At 70.2% G+C, this 19,553-nt stretch carries 16 protein-coding genes, 1 tRNA gene and 1 pseudogene; 13 read left to right on the forward strand and 5 right to left on the reverse strand.

Features of this window, described 5'->3' with window-relative positions:
- Nucleotides 1-222 precede the first annotated feature (222 nt).
- A complete protein-coding gene (locus FB453_RS31465; RefSeq protein WP_091395802.1) occupies nt 223-594 on the forward strand; it encodes a hypothetical protein in 372 nt (123 codons plus the stop codon).
- A 68-nt stretch (nt 595-662) separates the two neighbouring features.
- On the opposite strand, the gene FB453_RS31470 is transcribed toward FB453_RS31465, so the two are convergent.
- Nucleotides 663-1,916, reverse strand: coding sequence for a benzoate/H(+) symporter BenE family transporter (locus tag FB453_RS31470; RefSeq protein ID WP_145796127.1), 1,254 nt, complete (start codon nt 1,914-1,916; stop codon nt 663-665).
- Nucleotides 1,917-1,971: 55 nt separating this feature from the next.
- Between FB453_RS31470 and FB453_RS31475 the strand changes: the two genes are divergently transcribed.
- From FB453_RS31475 to FB453_RS31505, 7 genes are all read left to right on the forward strand, one after another.
- Complete coding sequence (locus FB453_RS31475) at nt 1,972-2,529, forward strand: helix-turn-helix domain-containing protein (RefSeq protein WP_486480554.1); 558 nt, start codon at nt 1,972-1,974, stop codon at nt 2,527-2,529.
- 115 nt (nt 2,530-2,644) lie between these two features.
- Entirely contained in the window at nt 2,645-3,364 is a 720-nt protein-coding gene (locus FB453_RS31480) for a PP2C family protein-serine/threonine phosphatase (RefSeq protein ID WP_112586332.1), read from the forward strand.
- 102 nt (nt 3,365-3,466) lie between these two features.
- On the forward strand, nt 3,467-3,805 hold the full coding sequence (locus FB453_RS31485; protein ID WP_112586330.1) for a PadR family transcriptional regulator: 339 nt from the start codon (nt 3,467-3,469) through the stop codon (nt 3,803-3,805).
- A complete protein-coding gene (locus tag FB453_RS31490) occupies nt 3,802-4,647 on the forward strand; it encodes an ABC transporter ATP-binding protein (protein WP_112698798.1) in 846 nt (281 codons plus the stop codon). Before FB453_RS31485 ends, FB453_RS31490 begins: the two co-directional genes overlap by 4 nt.
- On the forward strand, nt 4,644-5,336 hold the full coding sequence (locus tag FB453_RS31495) for a hypothetical protein (protein ID WP_112586327.1): 693 nt from the start codon (nt 4,644-4,646) through the stop codon (nt 5,334-5,336). The genes FB453_RS31490 and FB453_RS31495 overlap by 4 nt, the downstream gene beginning before the upstream one ends.
- A 68-nt stretch (nt 5,337-5,404) precedes the next feature.
- Nucleotides 5,405-6,595: a GNAT family N-acetyltransferase gene (locus FB453_RS31500; RefSeq protein WP_145796130.1), complete on the forward strand. Its 1,191-nt coding sequence runs from the start codon at nt 5,405-5,407 to the stop codon at nt 6,593-6,595.
- Nucleotides 6,596-6,723: 128 nt separating this feature from the next.
- On the forward strand, nt 6,724-7,908 hold the full coding sequence (locus FB453_RS31505) for a hypothetical protein (protein ID WP_145796251.1): 1,185 nt from the start codon (nt 6,724-6,726) through the stop codon (nt 7,906-7,908).
- Nucleotides 7,909-8,020: 112 nt separating this feature from the next.
- Here the strand turns inward: FB453_RS31505 and FB453_RS31510 are convergent, their stop codons facing one another.
- The 4 genes and pseudogenes from FB453_RS31510 to FB453_RS31525 all read right to left on the reverse strand — a co-directional run.
- Nucleotides 8,021-9,103 (reverse strand): NAD-dependent epimerase/dehydratase family protein, encoded by a 1,083-nt coding sequence (locus FB453_RS31510; RefSeq protein WP_145796131.1) that lies wholly within the window; start codon nt 9,101-9,103, stop codon nt 8,021-8,023.
- A 148-nt stretch (nt 9,104-9,251) separates the two neighbouring features.
- Complete coding sequence (locus FB453_RS31515; protein ID WP_124861128.1) at nt 9,252-9,554, reverse strand: hypothetical protein; 303 nt, start codon at nt 9,552-9,554, stop codon at nt 9,252-9,254.
- Between the two features lie 104 nt (nt 9,555-9,658).
- Nucleotides 9,659-10,708 (reverse strand): GlsB/YeaQ/YmgE family stress response membrane protein, encoded by a 1,050-nt coding sequence (locus tag FB453_RS31520; RefSeq protein ID WP_145796133.1) that lies wholly within the window; start codon nt 10,706-10,708, stop codon nt 9,659-9,661.
- A 65-nt stretch (nt 10,709-10,773) separates the two neighbouring features.
- Nucleotides 10,774-11,127 (reverse strand): annotated as a pseudogene (locus FB453_RS31525) (PadR family transcriptional regulator); the annotation flags it as partial.
- A gap of 176 nt (nt 11,128-11,303) precedes the next feature.
- Between FB453_RS31525 and FB453_RS31530 the strand changes: the two are divergent.
- The 5 genes from FB453_RS31530 to FB453_RS31550 all read left to right on the forward strand — a co-directional run bounded on the left by FB453_RS31530 (nt 11,304) and on the right by FB453_RS31550 (nt 19,533).
- Nucleotides 11,304-11,375 (forward strand) — tRNA-Lys (locus FB453_RS31530).
- A gap of 456 nt (nt 11,376-11,831) precedes the next feature.
- The gene (locus FB453_RS31535) at nt 11,832-14,690 is read left to right on the forward strand and encodes a hypothetical protein (RefSeq protein ID WP_145796137.1); all 2,859 of its coding nucleotides are present in this window, start codon (nt 11,832-11,834) and stop codon (nt 14,688-14,690) included.
- 171 nt (nt 14,691-14,861) lie between these two features.
- Nucleotides 14,862-15,632, forward strand: coding sequence for an IclR family transcriptional regulator (locus FB453_RS31540; protein WP_145796253.1), 771 nt, complete (start codon nt 14,862-14,864; stop codon nt 15,630-15,632).
- Nucleotides 15,633-16,069: 437 nt separating this feature from the next.
- Nucleotides 16,070-17,500 carry an ABC transporter substrate-binding protein gene (locus FB453_RS31545; protein WP_145796139.1) on the forward strand — a complete coding sequence of 477 codons (1,431 nt, stop codon included), beginning with the start codon at nt 16,070-16,072 and terminating at the stop codon, nt 17,498-17,500.
- 125 nt (nt 17,501-17,625) lie between these two features.
- Entirely contained in the window at nt 17,626-19,533 is a 1,908-nt protein-coding gene (locus FB453_RS31550) for an ABC transporter permease (RefSeq protein ID WP_486480555.1), read from the forward strand.
- Nucleotides 19,534-19,553 lie beyond the last annotated feature (20 nt).

Consider the following 19,553-nt stretch of genomic DNA (forward strand, 5'->3'; position numbering starts at 1 on the left):
AGCCATGCTCAGCCTCGGCGGCCACCGACCCCAACTACCCCACCGATGACCACCACCGACCCACACATCCAACACAAGACCCATAAATATGCCTCAGAGTCATAGCGCTCTCCGGGCCACCGCCTCCGGACCTGTCGCCTCCAGGCCGCTGCCGCAGTTGCTGAGCGTCGGGCGGACAGGCGGCGGCGTTTAGCGGCGCGCCGCCCCGGGAACCGCAGCGGGATGGACCAGCAGGACGAGCAGCAGGCGACAATCTCGCGGATCACCACCGGGATGCCGGTGATCGACTCAGCTGGCACCGAGGTCGGCACCGTGGACCTCGTCCAGCGGGGTGACCCGAACGCGGTGACCGTCCAGACACCGACCGCCGACCCGGGCAGCAGCCTGGACGAGCTGATCGAGGCGACTGCGGTCGAGGAACCGGACGTCCCGGCCGACCTGGCGGCGCGGCTGCTGCACAGCGGCTATCTGAAGGTCTCGACCGACCTGACCCGCACCGGCGCGGTCTACGTACCGGCCGACCGGATCGGGTCAGTGGCCGACGGCCGGGTCCTCCTGGCCGTAGGGGTGGCCGACCTGCCGCCCGAGGAGTGACCCCCACCGCCCTGATCGACTCGGGTTCACGGAAATCGGGGCATCCGGAGCCTCGGGACCGCCCGACTTCATGAAACCCGAGTGGATCTTCCCTGCGCGGCGGGGGCCGGCTGGTCCGGCGCGGCCGGCTGATCCGGCGTGGTGAGGGCGGGTTGGTCGGGCGCGGCGGGCTGGCGGCGATGGAAGAGCAGCAGCATCAGGCAGCCCGCGACCAGGCCCCAGAACGCGCCGCCCACGCCGATCAGCGTCACCCCGGACGCGGTGACCACGAAGGTGACCACGGCGGCCTCCCGGGTCGCCGGGTCGGTCACCGCCGAGGCGAGCGCGGTGGCGAGGGCGCCCAGTAGCGCCAGCCCGGCGACCGCCTCGATGAGGATCGGTGGGGCGGCCGCCACCAGCGTGGTGGCCACGCCGGCGCCCAGGCCGAGCACGGCCAGCCCAGCGCCCGCGGTGACCGAGGCGATCCATCGGCGCTCCGGGTCGGGGTGCGCGTCGGGGCCGGCGGCCAGCGCGGCGGTGATCGCCGCGAGGTTCACCGCGTGCCCGCCGGCCGGGGCGGCGAGCAGACTGGCCAGGCCGGTGGTCCGCAGCGCGGCGCCGAACGGCGGCCGGTAGCCGTAGCCGACCAGCACCGCCATGCCGGGTACGTTCTGCGCGGCCATGGTGACCAGGAACAGCGGCAGGGCCAACCCGACCAGTGCGGACGCGTTCCAGGCCGGCGCGGTGAGCGTGACCGACGGGATCAGCGCGGCACCGGTCAGGCCGGTCGGCGGTGCGGTCAGTGCGATCGCCGCCACGGCCACCACCAGCGCACCGGGCACCGCCCAGCGTCGGGCGAACCGGTGCAGCAGCAGCCAACCGACCACCACCGATCCGGCCACCACCGGCAGCTCGACCAGCGCGCGGACCGGGGCGGTGCACAGCGGCAGCAGCACCCCGGCGAGCATCGCGCCGGCCACCGGCTTGGGGATGGCGGCCACCGCACGGCCGAGCGGCGGGAACAACCCGGCCGCGACGATCAGCAAGCCGGAGACGAGGAAGGCGCCCACCGCTACCGGCCATCCGCCCGGTGGCGACCCGGTCGCCACCAGCAGCGCCGCGCCCGGAGTGGACCAGGCCGCGCTCATCGGTATCCGGTACCGCCAGCCCAGCCAGACGGCGACGAACCCACTCGCCACGCAGAGAGCGAGCAGGCCGGAGGCGGCCTGTGCGTCCGACGCGCCCGCCGCTCGGAGCCCGGCCAGCACGACGGTGAACGAACTGGCGAAGCCCACCAGCGCGGTCACCACCCCCGCCAGCACCGGTTGCACGCGTCCGGCCACCCCACCCTCCCGACTGTTCCGTTTACGGAACGGAAGCGTGTAGCACGATAGCCGGGTGCCGCACTCACCACCAGCCCGCCCGGGCCTCGACGTGGATCCCGCCGTCGTCGGGCGCCGGGTCCGCGCCCTGCGCGAGGAGCAGGGGATCTCGCTGTCCACACTCGCCCGGCTCGCCGGTGTCGGAAAGGCCACCCTCTCCGGCCTGGAACACGGCACCCGCAACCCGACCCTGGAGACGCTCTGGGCGGTCACCGCGCAGCTCGGCGTACCGTTCACCGCCCTGCTGGCCGAACCGGCGGCCGAGCCCACCGTGCACGGCACCGCGGTCACCGCCACCCTGCTGGAGGTGTTCACCGACACCGACGCGACCTACGAGCTGTACCGGATGCGGGTCGCGCCCGGCGTCACCCAGCTCTCCCCCGCCCACGCGTCGGGGGTCACCGAGCACGTCACCGTGTTCGCCGGGGTGCTGCGCGCCGGGCCGGCCGACGCACCGCTGACCGCCCCGGCCGGCGGTCACCTCCGCTGGGTGTCGGACGTGCCACACAGCTACGCGGCGGTGGGTGACGAGGAGGTCGCCGCGAGCCTGCTCCTGTGCTATCCGCGTCGCTGAGACCCCGCCGATCGGTCACGGACCGTCGGCCCCGTCGACGAAAATCGCAATCATTTCTCGACCTAGGTAGGAGGCGTAGAGACGAATGCGGGTTGTTCTTGGCAAGCTTGACCCCATGACGCTGATCCTCCGCTCGGTCATCCTCAACGACATCGGCTTGGTGCGCACCAACAACGAGGACTCCGCCCTCGCCGGTGACCGCCTGATCGCCGTCGCCGACGGCATGGGTGGGCTGCCTGCGGGCGAGGTGGCGAGCGAGATCGTGATCCGGATCCTGGACGAGCTGGCTCCGCCCACCGACCCCGACGGCGCCGCCGACGCGCTGCGTGCCGTGGTCAGCACCGCCAACCAGCGCATCCACGCCGCCATCACCGTCGACCCGAGCCGGGACGGCATGGGTACGACGCTCACCGCGGCGCTGCTGGCCGGGGAGACGCTGGTGCTGGCCCAGGTGGGCGACTCCCGCTGCTACCTGCTGCGCGAGGGGGAGCTGACCCAGCTCACCCGGGACGACACGTTCGTGCAGGCGCTTGTCGATCAGGGCACCCTCTCTCCCGAGCAGGCCCGCCACCACCCGCAGCGGTCCCTGGTGACCCGGGCCGTGCAGGGCGCCGACACCCCACCCGCGGTCGGGGTGCTCACCGTGGTCCCTGGTGACCGGCTGCTGCTGTGCAGCGACGGGCTCTCCGACTACGTCGAGGACGAGGCCATCGCCGCGGCCCTGGGCATGTACGCCGACCGCCAGCAGTGCGGCGAGCAGTTGGTGAAGCTGGCCCACCACGCCGGCGCGCCGGACAACGTCACGGTCGTGGTCTCCGACGTCGTCGCCCGCTGACCCGTAGGGCTCACTCGGCGGCTCACCCGAACCGACTGGTTTGGGTTCCGCTGCCACAGTAGGTGGTTGTGCCATCTAGCTTGCGCCGCTACTGTCCCACGCGTGGATTCCGACCGGCGCGGGCAGTGGCTGCGGGGGGTGCTCGACATCTGCGTCCTGGCCCTGCTGTCCAAAGGCGAGTCCTACGGCTACCAGCTCGCCCAGGCGCTCGACGCGGCGGGCGTCGGGCCGATCCAGGGCGGCACGCTCTATCCCGTGCTGCTGCGCCTACAGAAGACCGGCCTGGTGACCGCGCAGTGGCGGGAGGGCAACGCCGGGCCGGCCCGTAAGTACTACCGGCTCACCGACGACGGGCACGCGGCGCTCCGCGCCGGCGGCAGCGCCTGGCTCACCTTCGTCCAGCCGGTGAACGACATCGTCACGAAGGGGGTCACCCGGTGAACGCCGACGATTGGCTGCGTACGCTCACAGCCGAGCTGCACCAGCGCCGGGTCGCGGCGGACGCCGCACGGCACGTGGTCGCCGAGGCCGCCACGCACCTACGCGAGGGCGGCGGCGACCCCTGGGTCGTCTTCGGCCCACCCCAGCAGTACGCGGGCGCGGTCGTGGAGAGCATCGGCACCGCGCCCGGACCGCGCCCCGGGCCGGTCCGGCTGCACGCGGCGGGCATCACCAAGAGGTACGGGCGACGAACCGTGCTGCGCGACGCCACGCTGACCGTCCGGGCCGGACAGATCGCGGCCGTCGTCGGCGCGAACGGCTGCGGCAAGAGCACCTTCCTCCGGATCTGCGCCGGCCTCATGTCACCGGACGCCGGCGAGGTGACCGTCTCCGGGCGGCTCGGCTACTGCCCGCAGTCCGGCGGCACCGCCGACTTCCTGCTCGCCGACGAGCACTTCGTGCTGGTCGGCGCCGGTCAGGGTGTGGCCCGGGGCCCGGCCCGCCGCGCCGGTCGGGCGGCGGCCCGGCAGCTCGGCTGGGAAGCGGGCGGCGATGTGCAGGCCCGCCACCTGTCCGGCGGCACCCGACAGAAGCTCAACCTGACCATGTCCACGCTCAGCGCCCCCGACGTGCTGCTGCTCGACGAGCCGTACCAGGGCTTCGACCAGGGCACGTACGTCAACTTCTGGGACCAGCTCAGCAGGTTGCGCGACGCCGGCACGGCCATCGTCGTGGTGACCCACCTGCTCAACCAACTCGACCGGGTGGACATCGTGCTCGACCTGACCCCGGCACACGAGACCGGGTGGCACGCGCCCGGCATCCAGGGAGGTCGCCCGTGAACCGGCTCGTCACCGTCGCCGAGATGACCCTGCGGGAGCTGCTGCGGCGTCGGGGCGTACTCCTGCTGTTGTTGTTGATGCCGTTGACCTTCTACCTGATCCGGCGGGACGCCTACCTCGGGCAGTCGGTTCGCTCGCTGCTGCTCGGCGTGGGGTGGGCGGTGAGCACCGCCGCGCTGTTCGCCACGACCGCGGCCCGTGAGTTGGAGCCGCGGCTGCGGCTGGCCGGCTACCGTCCACACCATCTCTATCTCGGTCGGATGCTCGGCCTGTGGACGGTGGGGCTGGTCATCTCCGTACCCTTCTTCCTGCTCCCGATTATCGACGGCGCGGACCTGCGGTACGGCGGCCTCGCGGCGGCGCTGCTCTGTTCCGTCGCGGTGGCGGCGCCCTTCGGGATGCTGATCGGTGCGCTGCTGCCCCGCGAGTTGGAGGGCACGCTGCTGCTGCTGACAGTGGTGACGGTGCAGATGCTGATCGACCCGGCCGGGTCCGGGGCGAGGTTGACGCCGTTCTGGTCGAGCCGGGAGATCGCCACCTGGACAGTCGACAACACCGACCAGGGCTACCTCTCCCGCGGCCTGCTGCACGGGCTCGTCGTCACCGCCCTGCTGGCCCTGGGCGTGGCCGCGGTGGCCAGCGTCCGCCTGCGCCGCCGTCGCCACCTGCGGCACCTGCCGGTCGGCTGACCGCCGTGCCGGCCGCGGATCGGGCCAATCCGGTTGCTGCGACTCGCGCGGCGGGTTGAGATGGGCGAATGACCATCCGCCGGGTGACCGACGACGACCGTCTCACCACCAGCTTCCCGCTGGCCGCGTACGCCTTCGAGTCCTCGCCGCTCAGCGCTGCCCGGACTGCGGAGTTCCGCGACTACCTGCCCTACAACCAGGGCAACCGGACGCTGATCGCCGAGGAGGACGGCACCACGTTGGCCGCCGTCTCGGCCATCCCGATGCGACAGAACCTGCGCGGGGTGGTGCTGCCGATGGCCGGTGTCGCCGGGGTGGCGACCCATCCGCTGGCCCGCCGGCAGGGGCACGTCCGGACGTTGCTGCACCAACTCCTCGACGAGATGCGCGACGAGGGCCACCCGCTCAGCGCGCTCTATCCGTTCCGGCCCAGCTTCTACGCCCGGTTCGGCTACGTCGGGCTGCCCAAGCCGCGCCGGGTCACCTTCACTCCGGCCAACCTGGGTTCGCTGCTCCGGGTGGACCTGCCCGGCGAGGTCGGCTGGGAACGCGTCGCCGCCGGCTATCCGGCGTGGCGGGCGTTCACCGAGCGCAACCTCCAGGAAAGACACGGCTTCGCGATCTTCCCGGACTACCGGGCGATCGGAATGCGTGACCGTGACGAGTACTGGCTGCTCACCGCCCGGGTCGGCGGGGAGGTCACCGGCGCGGTGACGTACCGGATCGACGAGCACGGCGGCACGCTGCACGGCAACGAACTGCTGGTCACCGACCCGCTCGCGCGGGCGCTGCTGTTGCAGTTCTTCGCCCGGCACGTCGACCAGATCGAGCGGGTCACCGTCCAGGTTCCGCCGGACGAGTTGCCCGAGCTGTGGCTGACCGACCTGGACGTGCACGTCGAGGCCCGTACGGCCGTGCCGGGTTCGTCCGCGCCGATGGCCCGGCTGCTGTCGCTGGACGCGTTGAGCGGGCTGCCCGCCGGCCCGGGCCGGGTGCGGATCGCGCTGACCGGGGACCGCTGGTTGGCTGGCACCCACCTGCTCGACGGCACGACCGGCGCGCTGGAGTTGGTCGACGACACCACCGGCCGCGCGCCGACCGCCACGCTCACCGCCGCCGGGCTCTCCGCCCTCGCGTACGGGGTGCTGGACCCAGCCGAGCTGCCGCTACGCGGTCTGGGTGAGGTGCCGGTGGACGCCGCCACGGAGCTGCGCGGCCTCTTCCCCCGCCGGGTGCCGTACCTCTTCGCCGACTTCTGAGCCCGATTTGCCGCCGGGGCCCCACCGCGCCGCAGCAGGCGGGCGGCGGGCGTGGCTTAGCGGTGCATTAAGCCGGCCCGGCGGATTCGTCGCGACGCCGTCGCGGCTCCTAGCATCACGGGGTGCGCATGACGTCGCTTGCTGCTCTCCTCGTCCTCGGTGTCGCCACCGCGGCCCTGCCCGCCTGCGCGCCCAACGACCCGGCTCCCGCCTTCGAGGCCGGCTCGACCGCCTCGCCGACGGCGCTGCCGACCGGCGGTCAGAGCGAAGCGCCGGGTGCGCGGGACGGCCTCGGCGGCCCGGGGGCCAGCGCCAGCCCGAAGCCTGCCAACAAGGTGCTCGCCGCCGGCAACCCGAACGGCAGGGCCACAGTGCCGACCGAGGCGCGGGCGGTGGACGCCTCGAAGCCGACCCGGACCATCGGCACCGGCACCCCGGCGAGCTGCACCTCCGCGGCGGTCGTGAAGGCCGTCGCGGCCGGCGGTGTCATCACGTTCAACTGCGGACCGGCCCCGGTGACGATCAAGATGGCCGCCACCGCGAAGGTCCGCAACGCCAACGGGCCGAAGATCGTGCTCGACGGCGGCGGCACTGTCACGCTGAGCGGCCAGGGGCAGCGCCGCATCCTCTACATGAACACCTGCGACGAGGCCCAGGGCTTCACCACCTCCCACTGCCAGAACCAGGATCACCCGCAGCTCACCGTGCAGAACCTCACCTTCGCCGACGGCAACTCCACCGGTGAGAAGGCCGAGGGCGGCGGCGGTGGGGCGATCTTCGTACGCGGCGGGCGGCTGAAGGTTGTCAACTCGCGCTTCGTCCGCAACCGCTGCGACCGCACCGGCCCCGACCTGGGTGGCGCGGCCGTCCGGGTGCTGAGCCAGTACGAGAACAAGCCGGTGTACGTGGTGGGCAGCACCTTCGACGGCGGTTCCTGCTCCAACGGAGGGGCGTTGAGCAGCATCGGCGTGTCGTGGGTGGTGCTGAACAGCCTGCTCAGGAACAACGAGGCGATCGGCAGCGGTGCCAACCCGGCCAAGTCCGGTACGCCCGGCGGCGGCAGCGGCGGCGCGATCTACTGCGACGGCAACGAGTTCACCGTACGGATCGCCGGCACGATCATCGAGAACAACACTGCCAACGAGGGTGGCGGCGCTGTCTTCTTCGTGAGCAACAACCGCACCGGCACGATGAGGATCGAAAACTCGACGCTGCGCCGCAACTCCAGCGCCAAGTTCGAGACCCGCGGCTTCCCCGGCATCTTCTTCCTGGGCGCCCGCAACCCCACCCTGACCAACTCCAAGCTCTCCTAACCAGGCCGCCGCCCCCCTGCCCCCGCTTGCGACCGCGCCGGTGATCAAGAGGTTTCGGTCATCGGGGCGGTGTTTCCTGACCGAAAGCTCTTGATCAACAAGCTGGGGTGGGTCAGTAGGGGTTTCCTTCGCCTGGGGGGCGGGCGCGGAGGAGGGCGGCGGGGCGGCCGGGCAGATCCCGTGCGCCGGACATCGGCGGGCTCGGCGTGTGGTCGCCGTCGGCCATCCCGGCGAAGAGTTCCTTGAGCGCCGTCAGCGCACTGATCTTGGGCTGCCAACCCAGCTCGGTCTCCGCGCGCTCGCTGGACATCAGCGGGGCGTTCAGACCCAGCTCCACCCAGCCCACGTCGACCGGTTGCAGCCGCGCCCGCCAGGTCAGCGCCGCCGCCGCCCGCAGCACCGGCGCGGCGACCGGCACCGTCCAACCGTGGAAGTGCCGGGCCACCAGCTCGGGAGTGAGCACCGGGTCCGCGGCGACGTTGAAGGCGCCGCGCGCATCACCCAACACCGCTCGGGCGTACGCGTCAGCCACGTCATCGGCGTGCACCGCCTGCATCCGCAACCGGCGGTTCGTCGGCACCAGGGGGATCCGGCCGTAGCGCAGCAGCCGCACCGGCGCCAACGGGCCGAGGAAGTAACGCGTGATCTCCGCACCCGCAGCCCGCTGGAAGATCAGCCCGGGTCGCATCCGCACCACCCGCAGCGACGGTTGATCCCGTTCGACCCCATCCAGCAGCGCCTCCACCTCCGCCTTGTGCTCGCTGTACGACGAACCGGGCACACCGGTGGCCGGCCAACGCTCACTGATCGGGTGATCCTTCGGGCCGGGCGCGTAGGTGCCGACCGACGAGGCGTACACCAGGGCCGGAACACCGGCCTGGACCACCGCGTTGATCACCGCCCGGCTGCCCTCGACGTTGGTCCGGCGCAGCACCCGCTGGTCGTGGCTGGGCTGGATCTGCCAGGCCAGGTGCACCACGACGTCCGCACCCGCGAACACCTCGGCAAGCTGCCCGGTCGCGCTCGGCGCGCCGATGTCGCAGGAGTGCCACTCCACCTGGTCGTACGGCTCGCCGGCATCCGGGCCGGGCAACCGTCGAACGACCCCGGCCAGCTCCACGCCCCGCTCCCGGCGCAGCCGCCGCAGCAGCGCCGTACCGACGTTGCCGCTCGCCCCCACCACCACGATCCGCATGCCCGACCCCGTACCCGCCCAGCAGCAGCTCAACCGCCCACCAGCGCGGCGTGGGGCCTGCGGCGCTCGTGGCTTGATCCACTCGCCTTCCTGAAAGTCGCGGCATCCGCGCGCACAGAACACCGCGACTTCCGGGATCCCGAGTCGATCAAGGGCGAGGAGACTCCCGTACCCAGCCGTGCTTCTCCTTGCCCCGCCTACCGGCGGTGGCGGCCAGGCAGCGTGGGCAGATCCAGCCCACCGCGTCCGCCTCGGTGAGCACGTCGGTACCCGAGTAGTCGAAGCGCACATGCGGGAAGCGACGCAGTCGGGTCCGGCTCAGTGCCAGGCCACAGACCGTCTGGTTCTGGCCCGGCAGCCAGGCGTGCACCTCGCCACCCGGTTGGCGTACACCATCGCGCCCGACCTCCTCCCCGGAGGCCGCCACGGCCGGCAATCGGCTCGATCCCATGCCGGTTCTGGTTCCCCACCGACCCACACCCATGCGCCGCCGAACGAGGCCATCTAGATCCACCCCAAATCACCGACCCCGCCACATCGCTGATCCTGCCGAAGTCAGGCCCCTGTCATCGCAGTCGAGCGGTGCCCGCAGGTCGGACAGGCGCCGTCGAGCACTCGTCGACGTACGGTCTGGTGTCGGGCGGCCTGGCCGGCGAGGGCCGCTGCCAGCAGTGCCGCGCCGACAACAAGGATCAACCCGGCTGTGATGGCGAAGGCCATCGGGGTGGGTCCGCCGCCGCTGGTGCCCCAGGTCGCCTGGCTGAGCTGGTTGGCGCCGAAGAGGCCGGCCGGGGTGGCGAGCAGCAGGGTCGCCCAGAGGCCGGTGTCATCAGCTCGCAGGGCGCGACCGAGGCCCACAAGCAGGACCAGTGCGAACATCAGCCCCCCGGCCATCGCCAGCAGTTCGGGGGTCGAGCCGTACGAAGTGAACATTCCCCCGCCGCTCTCGGCGGCGCTGAGTGCCACGGATGCAGCCGTCACGCAGCCGGCCGTGAGCGGCGGCAGGCTACGCGCGACCCAACCGGGATGGGAGGGCAGCGCAAGCGTGGCCAGGCCGAGCGCGACGGCGGGGACCAGCACGAACAGCGGCGGCCCAGGTTGGCCGGTGACGGCGGCCACTGGCGGCACGGCGACGGTCAGTAGGAGACCACCGGCCGCGACGGTTCGAGCCCAGGCCCCGGGCAGCGCCGTGGCGGCGAGGCCGACGAGCAGCCAGCCAAGCCAGATCACTGCGCCGAGGGTCTGGAACGGACCAACCGGGTCCAGCCGAGCGAAACGCGGATCTTCGAACTCGACCTGCAGGAGCAGGAAGGCGGAGACCGCGACCAGGATGTTCAGCGCGGCGGTCGCGGCCAGCGGGAGAGCCGCAACCAGTCCGAGAGCGCCGTACCCACGCAGTCGCTCCCGGAGCCCGGCCCCGAGCAGATCGACGGCGTCGTGTGGGGACGGCCAGCGCCGCCCCGGATCGACGGTGTCGAGGTACGTCCCGACGATCTCGTCGCCCCGCTCAGCCTGGTAGTCACCCGGGTAGGCCCACAGCAGCCGCCGGTAGCGGGACTCCAGCGGCGACCCGGCCTGTTCCTGCGCGGGGTTGGGCTGGTTCATGCCAGGCCTCCGGTCGGTCGAAGGATGGGGCGGGCGGCCGTTCCGGGGATGGTGAGAGGGCCGCGTGAGATGCCGTCGGCGGTGCGGGGGCCCGCAGGTCGAGCACGTAGCCGCTGCGTGGCGGCGTCGACGTTGCGGCGTAGTCGTTCGGTCTCGGCGGTGAGCACGGCCCGGCCGGCTTCGGTGAGCCGGTAGTAGCGGCGCAGCCGTCCCCCGACGACCTCCTCGTGGGCCCGCTCGACCAGCCCTTCGTCGGTGAGGCGGTCCAGTGCGCCGTAGAGGGTGCCAGGCCGCAGCGCCAACCGTCCCCCGGAGAGGGCCGCGACGTCGCTGATGATGCCGTAGCCGTGCATGGATTCCCGCGCCAAGGCAGTGAGGATCAAGAAGGTGGGTTCCCGCAGCGGCGTCGGTGTGGCCATGACGTCAATATATCGGTGATAAAGCTATACCGGTGACAAAGTAGTGCGGAAGTTTGCCGAAGGCGTCAACGGCGGTAGCCCTAGCCCACATCGTCGCGGGCGTAGATCAGCATCGCTCCTCTAGACCGGGGGCGGACATCAGCCGGGGCGCAGACGGTCGGGTAACCTGAGCGCGCGGGCCGCTAGCTCAATGGCAGAGCTGTGGACTTTTAATCCATAGGTTCAGGGTTCGAGTCCCTGGCGGCCCACTCTTCCGCAGGCCAGCGGCCCTTCATGGGTCCGCCGTCCGGGCGCTTGCGGCCCGCGCAGCAGCTAGTCCGCCGCCTCGGCTTGCGGGCGTCACTGCACCTCGCCGACGCGCTGGGCGCGACGCGCTGCGCCTTTGGCGACCCGTACGACATGAAGACGCGCACCGTACTGCGTCGTGTCGGAATCGACACCGCCGTGGTCGCTGGCACCGCTCCGGCGCGCCGTCCTGACGCCTGACTGCCTGCGCGGCCGTACTGCCTGCGCGGCCGTCCAAGGATGATCTCCGTGCGATGGCTGCACGACTACGACGCCTGCCGACGCGTTCGGCTGGTTCGGTACCGGGTGAGCGCGCGGCGGGAGGCGTCGCCGCCACCCCCTACCGCTGGTGCCGCCTAGCTACCATGACGCCCGCCGGCGTCGATCGGGGCGCCGCCGTGGGGAGGAAACAAGTCCACATGAAACGCCTCAGAGCCGCTGTCCCGTTGACGGTCATCGCCGTCACGGCCGCGATGCTGACCACCAGCTCTCCGGCCTCGGCCGCCACTTCGTCCGATGCACCTCTGACGAGTTGGGCCTACCTCGACTCGCAGAATCCACACGCGAAGGTCGTCGACGCGGCGGTGGCACCGCCGGTCGGTACGTCCCGCGACGCCGCCAACCGGACGCACACCTACCGCTCCTACTTCACGTACGACCTGACCAAGTTGAAGGGCACGGTCGTCCACAACTCGTACCTGTGGACGAACGAGAACACGGTTGCCGATTGCTCCGCCCCGGCGACCATCGAGGTGTGGCGGACCAGCCCGGTCAAGGGCAACACGACCTGGCTGCGCCCGCCGGCCGAGCTTGAGAAGCTGGTGTCCGCCAACCGGGGCGCCGGCGCTGTCTACTGCCCGGGCTACCTGGGCATCGACATGGTGACCACGCTCAACGCGGCGCTGGGCCGGCAGGAGAAGAGCATCACCCTGGAGTATCGGGTGACCGCCAATCAGGAAGCCGACGCCCGGACCGGTCGCACCTTTGACAAGCCGGTGCTCAGTGCGACGGTGAACCATCCGCCCACGGTCACGAACCTCCATCTGGCGTACCCGGACCGGCCGTGCGGCACGCTGGCCAAGCCATCGCCGGCGGCACGGAACGTGGTGTTCGCGTCCACCGCCAACGATGCTGACGAGGACGACCACCCGACCGTGCTGTACGCGATCTGGCCGGTGGACCACCCCGATCAGCGTCGCGAGTTCCGTGACTACGGCGGCACCGACCTGAGCCAGTACGCCGACGGCGCAGTCCTCGCCTGGCAGGCACAGGCCAGCGACTACTACGACCAGGGCCCGTGGAGCGCGACCTGCTATCTCGTCATGGACCGGACCGCCCCGGCGAATCCGCCGAAGGTCTCGTCGCGGACCTATCCCGAGGGCGACACCCCGGGCGGTGGCACCGGCATCGAGGGGACGTTCCGCCTCGACGGGGCTGGCGACCGTGACGTGGTCGCCTTCACCTGGCGTGACTCCATGGGGTCGTCTGGGCAGATTCCGGCCAAGCGCCCGGGTGGCAAGGCGATCCTGAAGTACACCCCGAAGCTGCGGTTCACGAATGACCTCTATGTCGCGTCCGCCGACGCGGCGGGCAACCGCGGGCCCGAGAAGAACTATCAGTTCCGGGTCGCCGACACGGCACCGAACGCCAGTGTCGCCGTGAGTGGCGTCGGCCTGCCGAGCACGATCACGTTCGTTGCCTCGAAGCCCGAGACCACCGCATTCGGGTACCAGCTCAAGGACGGCGCGGAGGTCCGCGTTCCGGCGGTCGACGGTAAGGCGACCGGCCGTATCACGTTCACCGCCACCGGGCAGGTCGAGGTGGCCGTCCGCAGCTACGCCAAGAACGCGCTGATTGGGCAGGAATCCCTGCAGGTCTGGGTCACCGACGCTCCCAGTGTGGAGTCGGCGGAGTTCAACCTGGACACCGATCAGGTCGCGGGCACGACCGGCTCGTTCCGGTTCACGCCGCACAGCAACGACGTCGTCGCCTACGAGTACAACCTCGACGACGAGTGGAAGACCATTCCGGCGGCGGACGACGACACCGCCGTACTGCAGTGGACGGCGACGCCGGGCTGGCATTCGATGTACGTACGGTCGGTGCGGTCGGATGGTTCCACGTCGATGGTGGCGGACCATCAGTTCAACATCATCGACACGCGTCCGACTGCCTACTCCAACGATCTGACGAGCTGGCCGCGCCGGGACGGGGTCGGCGTGCCGCTGAGCATCGAGTTGGGGAGCCAACTGCCGAACCTGACCGGATTCGCCTACCGGTTCGATGGCGGTGCCGAGCAGACCGTGTCCAACGAGGGCAATCCCTACGCGTACATCACTGTCACGCCGACCCATGCCGGCGACAATGCCGTGGTCGTTCAGGCGCTGTTGTCGGACGGTACGCGATCGCCCGCCACCACCTACACGTTCGGCATCTGGTCCGGTCCGGTGGTCACGCACACGCCCGAGGGCAGTGGCACCGTCGGCCGGCCCGTGACGTTCACCTTCCACCCAGGGCTGCCCAATGTCGCCTCCTACCGCTACTCGTTGAACGGCGCCGACGAGGAGACGATCGTGGCCGGTCCCGACGGCACCGCGACGGTCACGCACACGCCGACCTCGTGGGGCTACAACGAGGTGCGGGTCACGAGCGTTGGTGCGGACGGCACCGAATCGAACCTGCGGATGGCGCCCTTCGATGTGCGGGACAACAAGGTCGATGTGTACAGCACCTTCGACTGGTCGCGCAGAGGGATCGGCTGGACGGGGTACTTCTACTTCCACACCCAACTGTTCGGCGAGGTGACCGAGTACCACTACCGCGTCAACGACGGCCCGGAGCAGGTGCTGCCGGCCAGCACTGACGGCACGTCGACGCTGGTTGCGGTGCTGTTCGAACGCAACGGCACTAATACGCTGCACGTACAGAGCCTGACGGCGGGCGGCGAACTCTCGCCGGTGACGGACTACGACTTCACTGTCGGCAACGCGCCCTACGTCGTGAGCGCCGAGTATCCGAACGGCACCTGGTCGGGCGGTGGCGGTGTTCCCGGCACCTTCGAGTTCAGCGGCGGCACTGCGGGAATCGTGTCCTTCTCCTGGCAGATCGACGACGGCCCGTCCGCGGACGTGCCGGCCGACAGCAACGGGAAGGCGTCGATCACTTACACGCCGGCCCAGGACTTCGAGACGCACACCTTGACGGTGACCGGCCACAAGGCGGACGGCACGGACACCGATCCCACCCAGTACTCCATATACGTGGCAAACGGCGCCTGACGACCGCGATGTGCCACGGCCGGCCCCCTGGTGTCAGTGATCGGGACGCCAGGGGGCCGGCCGTCGGCGTACGGGCACCTGGCGCCGGGGGCCGACGTAGATATCCTCTTCAGGTGCTGGCCCGTGTGGAGATCGTTGACACGGGTCCGGCACTGCGAAGGGACTATCGACATGCCCCGTGTGGTACCGGCGGTCATCCGCGCCCTCGACGTCCTCGAACTGTTCCTGGACTGCCCCCAGCTGTCGGCCCGCCAGGTGATGGAGCGACTCGACCTGCCGCGCACGACTGTCCACGAGTTGCTCGTGACGCTCGAGGCTCGCGCGTACCTGATCTCCATACCGGGTCAGCCTGTGCAGTATCGGCTCGGCATGCCGCTGTTCCAGCTGGGCGCGGCGTTCGCGGGCCGGCTTGATCTGGTACGCGAGGCGCAGGGCGTCGCGCGGGACATGGCCGCTGCGTGCGACGAGGCGGTCCATGTGGCGGTGCTCGACGGCGCCGATGTCATCTATCTCGTCAAATTCGACAGCACCCACCCCGTTCGGATGGTTTCCGGGGTCGGGCTGCGGCTGCCCGCTCACTGCACGGCCGTCGGCAAGGTACTGCTGTCGGCTCTCGGCCAGGCGGAATTGGACGCCGTCCTGCTGAAGGGCCCCCTGCCGGGCATGACGCCGGACAGCATCACCGACCCGGATCTTCTTCGTGAGCATCTGAACCGTGTCCGGGCGGAGGGTGTCGCGGTCGACATCGGCGAGTCGGACACCGCGATGCGCTGTGTCGCTGCGGGGATCCGGGACCATACCGGCACCATCATCGCTGGGATGAGTCTGTCCGCACCGATCATTCGTTGGACGCCTCAGGTGCAGGTGGAGTGGACCGGGCTGGTTCGCGAGGGAGCGGCTGCGCTGTCAGCTCGAATGGGTTACCGGGCGCCACCTCGGTAGGCAACCTCCCGCTTTCGGTTCGAAATCACATCGAAACATTGACATGGCTTATCGCACTGCCCTAGCGTCGCGACCACTCGATACGGTATATCGAACCTAGTTCGAAATCTCGAACGGCGGTGGTCCTGTGACCCGACCGAACTGGAACGCCAGCGCTACTGCCTCGGCCCGGTCGCCGATCGCCTCAACCTCGTCGCGCTACCCGGAGGGCGCCACCCGACATGTCTCGGGTGGCTCCGACGAAGCGCGCGTAAGCGGACGCCCCACGGTGACGGGCGGGCCCGCTCACCAGCGTAGGAACCCACGAACGCACTGATCTCGACGGGCGTCCCTCGGTGGTCGCCGGCAGAAACCAACTGCAACACAACCATCGCGGTGTTCGCCAGGCAGACCTTCGGCGTGCAGCCGTGCGCGGGAAAAGAAGGAGGCGGGTGTCCATGGAGGACAAGTCGGGGTGGTCACGGCGCGGCTTTCTGGGGATGGGGGTGGGGGTGCTCGGCGCGGCCGGTCTGGCCGCGTGTGGGGACGGTTCCGAATCGCCCACCAGGGTGCAGGCGGAAGTTCCGCAGGAGCTGATCGACGCCGCGGCGGCGATGAAGGGCTCCTCGATGGGCATGCTGTCGCAGAAGCTGTACTCGACGACGGCGAACGAAGCCCTCGACAGCTCGATCAAGAAGTTCGCCGACACCACCGGAACGAAGATCGAGAACAGTCTGGTCCAAGCCGACGCCGGTGACGTGGTTGCCAAGATCGACGCCGAGGTCAAGGGCGGGGTGGCCCGTGACCTGGCGTTCATGACCGACTCGCGGTTCGTCGCGCAGTTCCAGGCGCTGGGCGACCTGGAGGACGTGACCGACGTCGTCAAGGCGCTGACCGCCAAGTACGGCGAGCCCTGCGCCGAGGCCAAGAACTTCTGCGTCTTCGACGGCAAGTGGTTCGCCATCCCGTACCACTTCATCGGGATCGGGTCGTTCCTGCGCAAGGACTGGATGCAGGACAAGGGCATCTCCCCCAAGGACATCTACAGCTGGGAGGAGCTGCGAGACCTGTGCCTGGAGATCTCCGATCCGACCAAGCGCCGGTTCGGCTGGGGCATGACGGTGAACCGGTCCGGCGACGGCAACGGAATGATCGAGGCGCTGATCAACGCCTACGGCGGGTCGATCGCCGCAAACGACGGCCGGAAGGTCACCTTCAACTCACCGGAGACGGTGCAGGCGGTGACCTTCCTCGGCGACATCTACACCAACCCCAAGTACAAGCCGATGTTGCCGCCGGGGATCGCGAGCTGGACCGACACCAGCAACAACGAGAACTGGCTCGCCGGGATCCTCGGTTACACCCGCAACCAGTTCAGCGTCTACGCGGACTCCAGGACCAAGAAGAACCCGGTGCACGCGAACACCCACGTGTTCTCCGACTGCATCGGGCCAGCGACCGACAATCCGCTGCTGCTCGGCCAGTCGCAGGGCTTCGTCGTCTTCAAGGGCGCCAAGAACCCGGCGCTCGCCAAGCTCCTGGCGCAGTACCTGGTGAGCGCGCCCGCGCTGCTCGGGGTGGCGAAGGAGGCACCCGGCCTGGTGATGCCTGCCTGGGAGAAGGTCTGGGACGCCGACCCCTTCTTCACCAGCGGCGACCCGGCGTTCCCCATGCTGCGCAAGATCACTGAACTGAAGCTGCCGCTGAACACGAAGAACGGCCTGGCCTTCCCGCAGAAGGCCAGCGCGGGCCAGCAGGCGGTGGGTTCGGCCTACGTCCTCACCGACATGATGCAGCAGGTCGTGCAGGGAGCGGCGCCGGCGCAGGCCGTGACGGCCGCCCACGCGAAGATGGTGCAGATCTTCAACCAGCAGGGGCTGCCGCAGTGAGGTCGGTTCGTCCTGCGCGGGTCCCGACGGCGAGGAAATCCCCGCCGTCGGGGCCTGGCTCCCTCACCGCGGTCCAACGGCGGCTGGGCCGCGACTGGCGACTCGCGGCACTGTTCCTGGCGCCGATGGCCGTGCTGGTCGGCGGGCTCGTTCTCGTGCCGATCGCCCGATCGATCATCACCAGCACCACCGAACGGCACGGGCAGGACAGCGTCTTCGTCGGCCTGGACAACTACCTCGCGCTCGTCGGCGACGACCAGTTCCACACCGGCGTGGTGAACTCGTTCGTCTTCACCGCGTACGCCGAGGTTTTCAAGGTCGTACTGGGGTTGGCCGCAGCCCTGCTGCTGCACCATCGCCGCCGTGGGCGGGCCGTGCTGGCCGGGCTGCTCCTGGTGCCGTGGGTGGTGCCGACGGTGGTGACGGCGTTCAGCTGGCGTGCGCTGCTCGACCCGATCTTCGGCAGCGTCAACACGCTGCTCACCGCCACCGGAATCGGGCCGCTGCTGGCCAGCGCGCACCTGGTCGACAGCTGGCCCGCGGGCTGGCTGTCCGACCCGTCGCTGGCCATGCCGTCGGTGATCCTCGTCAACGTCTGGAAGGGGGTGCCGTTCTTCACCGTGTGTTTCCTCGCGGGGTTGAAGGCCATCCCGGCGGACCTCTACGAGGCGGCGACCATCGACGGCGCCTCGGCGTGGCAGCGGTTCAGAAGCGTGACGCTGCCCGGACTGCGCCACGTGATCACCGTGACGGTGACCCTGTCGTCGATCTGGACGTTCAACAACTTCGACCTCGTCTGGTTGCTGACGCAGGGCGGCCCGGGCGACGTGACAGCGCCGTACGTGCTCATCGCCTACTCGAAGGCCATCCTGCAGCTCCAGTACGGCGCGGGCGCGGCGGTCACGCTCGTCATGCTGCCGATCATCGGCGGGCTGGTGTTCGTCCTGGTCCGGTTGTTGCGCCAGGACACCAACATCAGACTCCCCCGGCGACGCCGGACAGCGCGGTGGATCGGGGCACGGCGGTGGGCCGGAACGGCGCGCAAGGCGCTGCCGTGGGTCGTCACCGCGCTGGTCACCGGCCTGCTGGCCTGGGCGTCACCGCAGATCTTCTGGAAGGCGGCGGTGGTCCTCGGCGTGATCCTGCTCATCGCGGCGGGGGTCGGCCAGGTGGTCTCGACCCTTCAGTCCCGAGGTGGTCGCCGTTCGTCGTCAGCGGTGTCGGGCCTGGGTTCCTGGGCCGCGCTGGCCGGCCTGCTCTTCTTCGTGCTGGGCCCGCTGTACTGGATCGCCGTCACGGCCTTCAAGTCCGAGGGCCAGGTCGTCATGCGTACCGACGACCTGTGGCCGACGCCGTGGACGCTTGAGCAGTTCGGCGCCCTGTTCGACAACCAGCCGTTCGGTCGCTGGTATCTCAACACCCTGCTGGTGTCCGCGGCGTCGACAGCTGTGGCACTGGTCTGCGCCGCTCTTGCGGGGTACGCGCTGGCCCGGCTGCGGTTCCGCGGGGCGCAGGGCTTCACCGTCACGGTGCTGCTCACCTACGTGATGCCGGGCGCGCTGCTGTTCATCCCGCTGTACCAGATGCTCATCGGCGCCCGGCTCACCGACTCGTTGTGGTCCCTGGTGGTGACGTACCCGACCTTCACGCTGCCGTTCGCCACCTGGCTGCTGGTGGGGTACTTCTCGTCGATCCCCATCGAGTTGGAGGAGGCCGCGCTGGTCGACGGTTGCAGCCGCATCCAGGCGTTCGGCCGGGTGGTGCTGCCGCTGGCCAAGCCAGGGCTGCTGGCGGTCGCGCTCTTCACCCTGACCAACGCCTGGAACGAGTTCCTCTTCGCCTTCGTGTTCATCACGAAAGACGAGTACAAGACGCTCCCGGTGGGGATGCAATCGATGATCGCCGGAGACGTCGTGCCGCAAGGACAACTCGCCGCGGCGTCGCTGCTCGTCAGCATCCCCGTGGTGATCATGTACGCCCTCGGGCAGCGCTTCCTGACCGAAGGGCTCACCGCGGGCGCGGTGAAGGGCTGATTGGGGGCAGCCGGCCGCTC

This window comes from Micromonospora sp. CNZ322 (assembly GCF_007827755.1).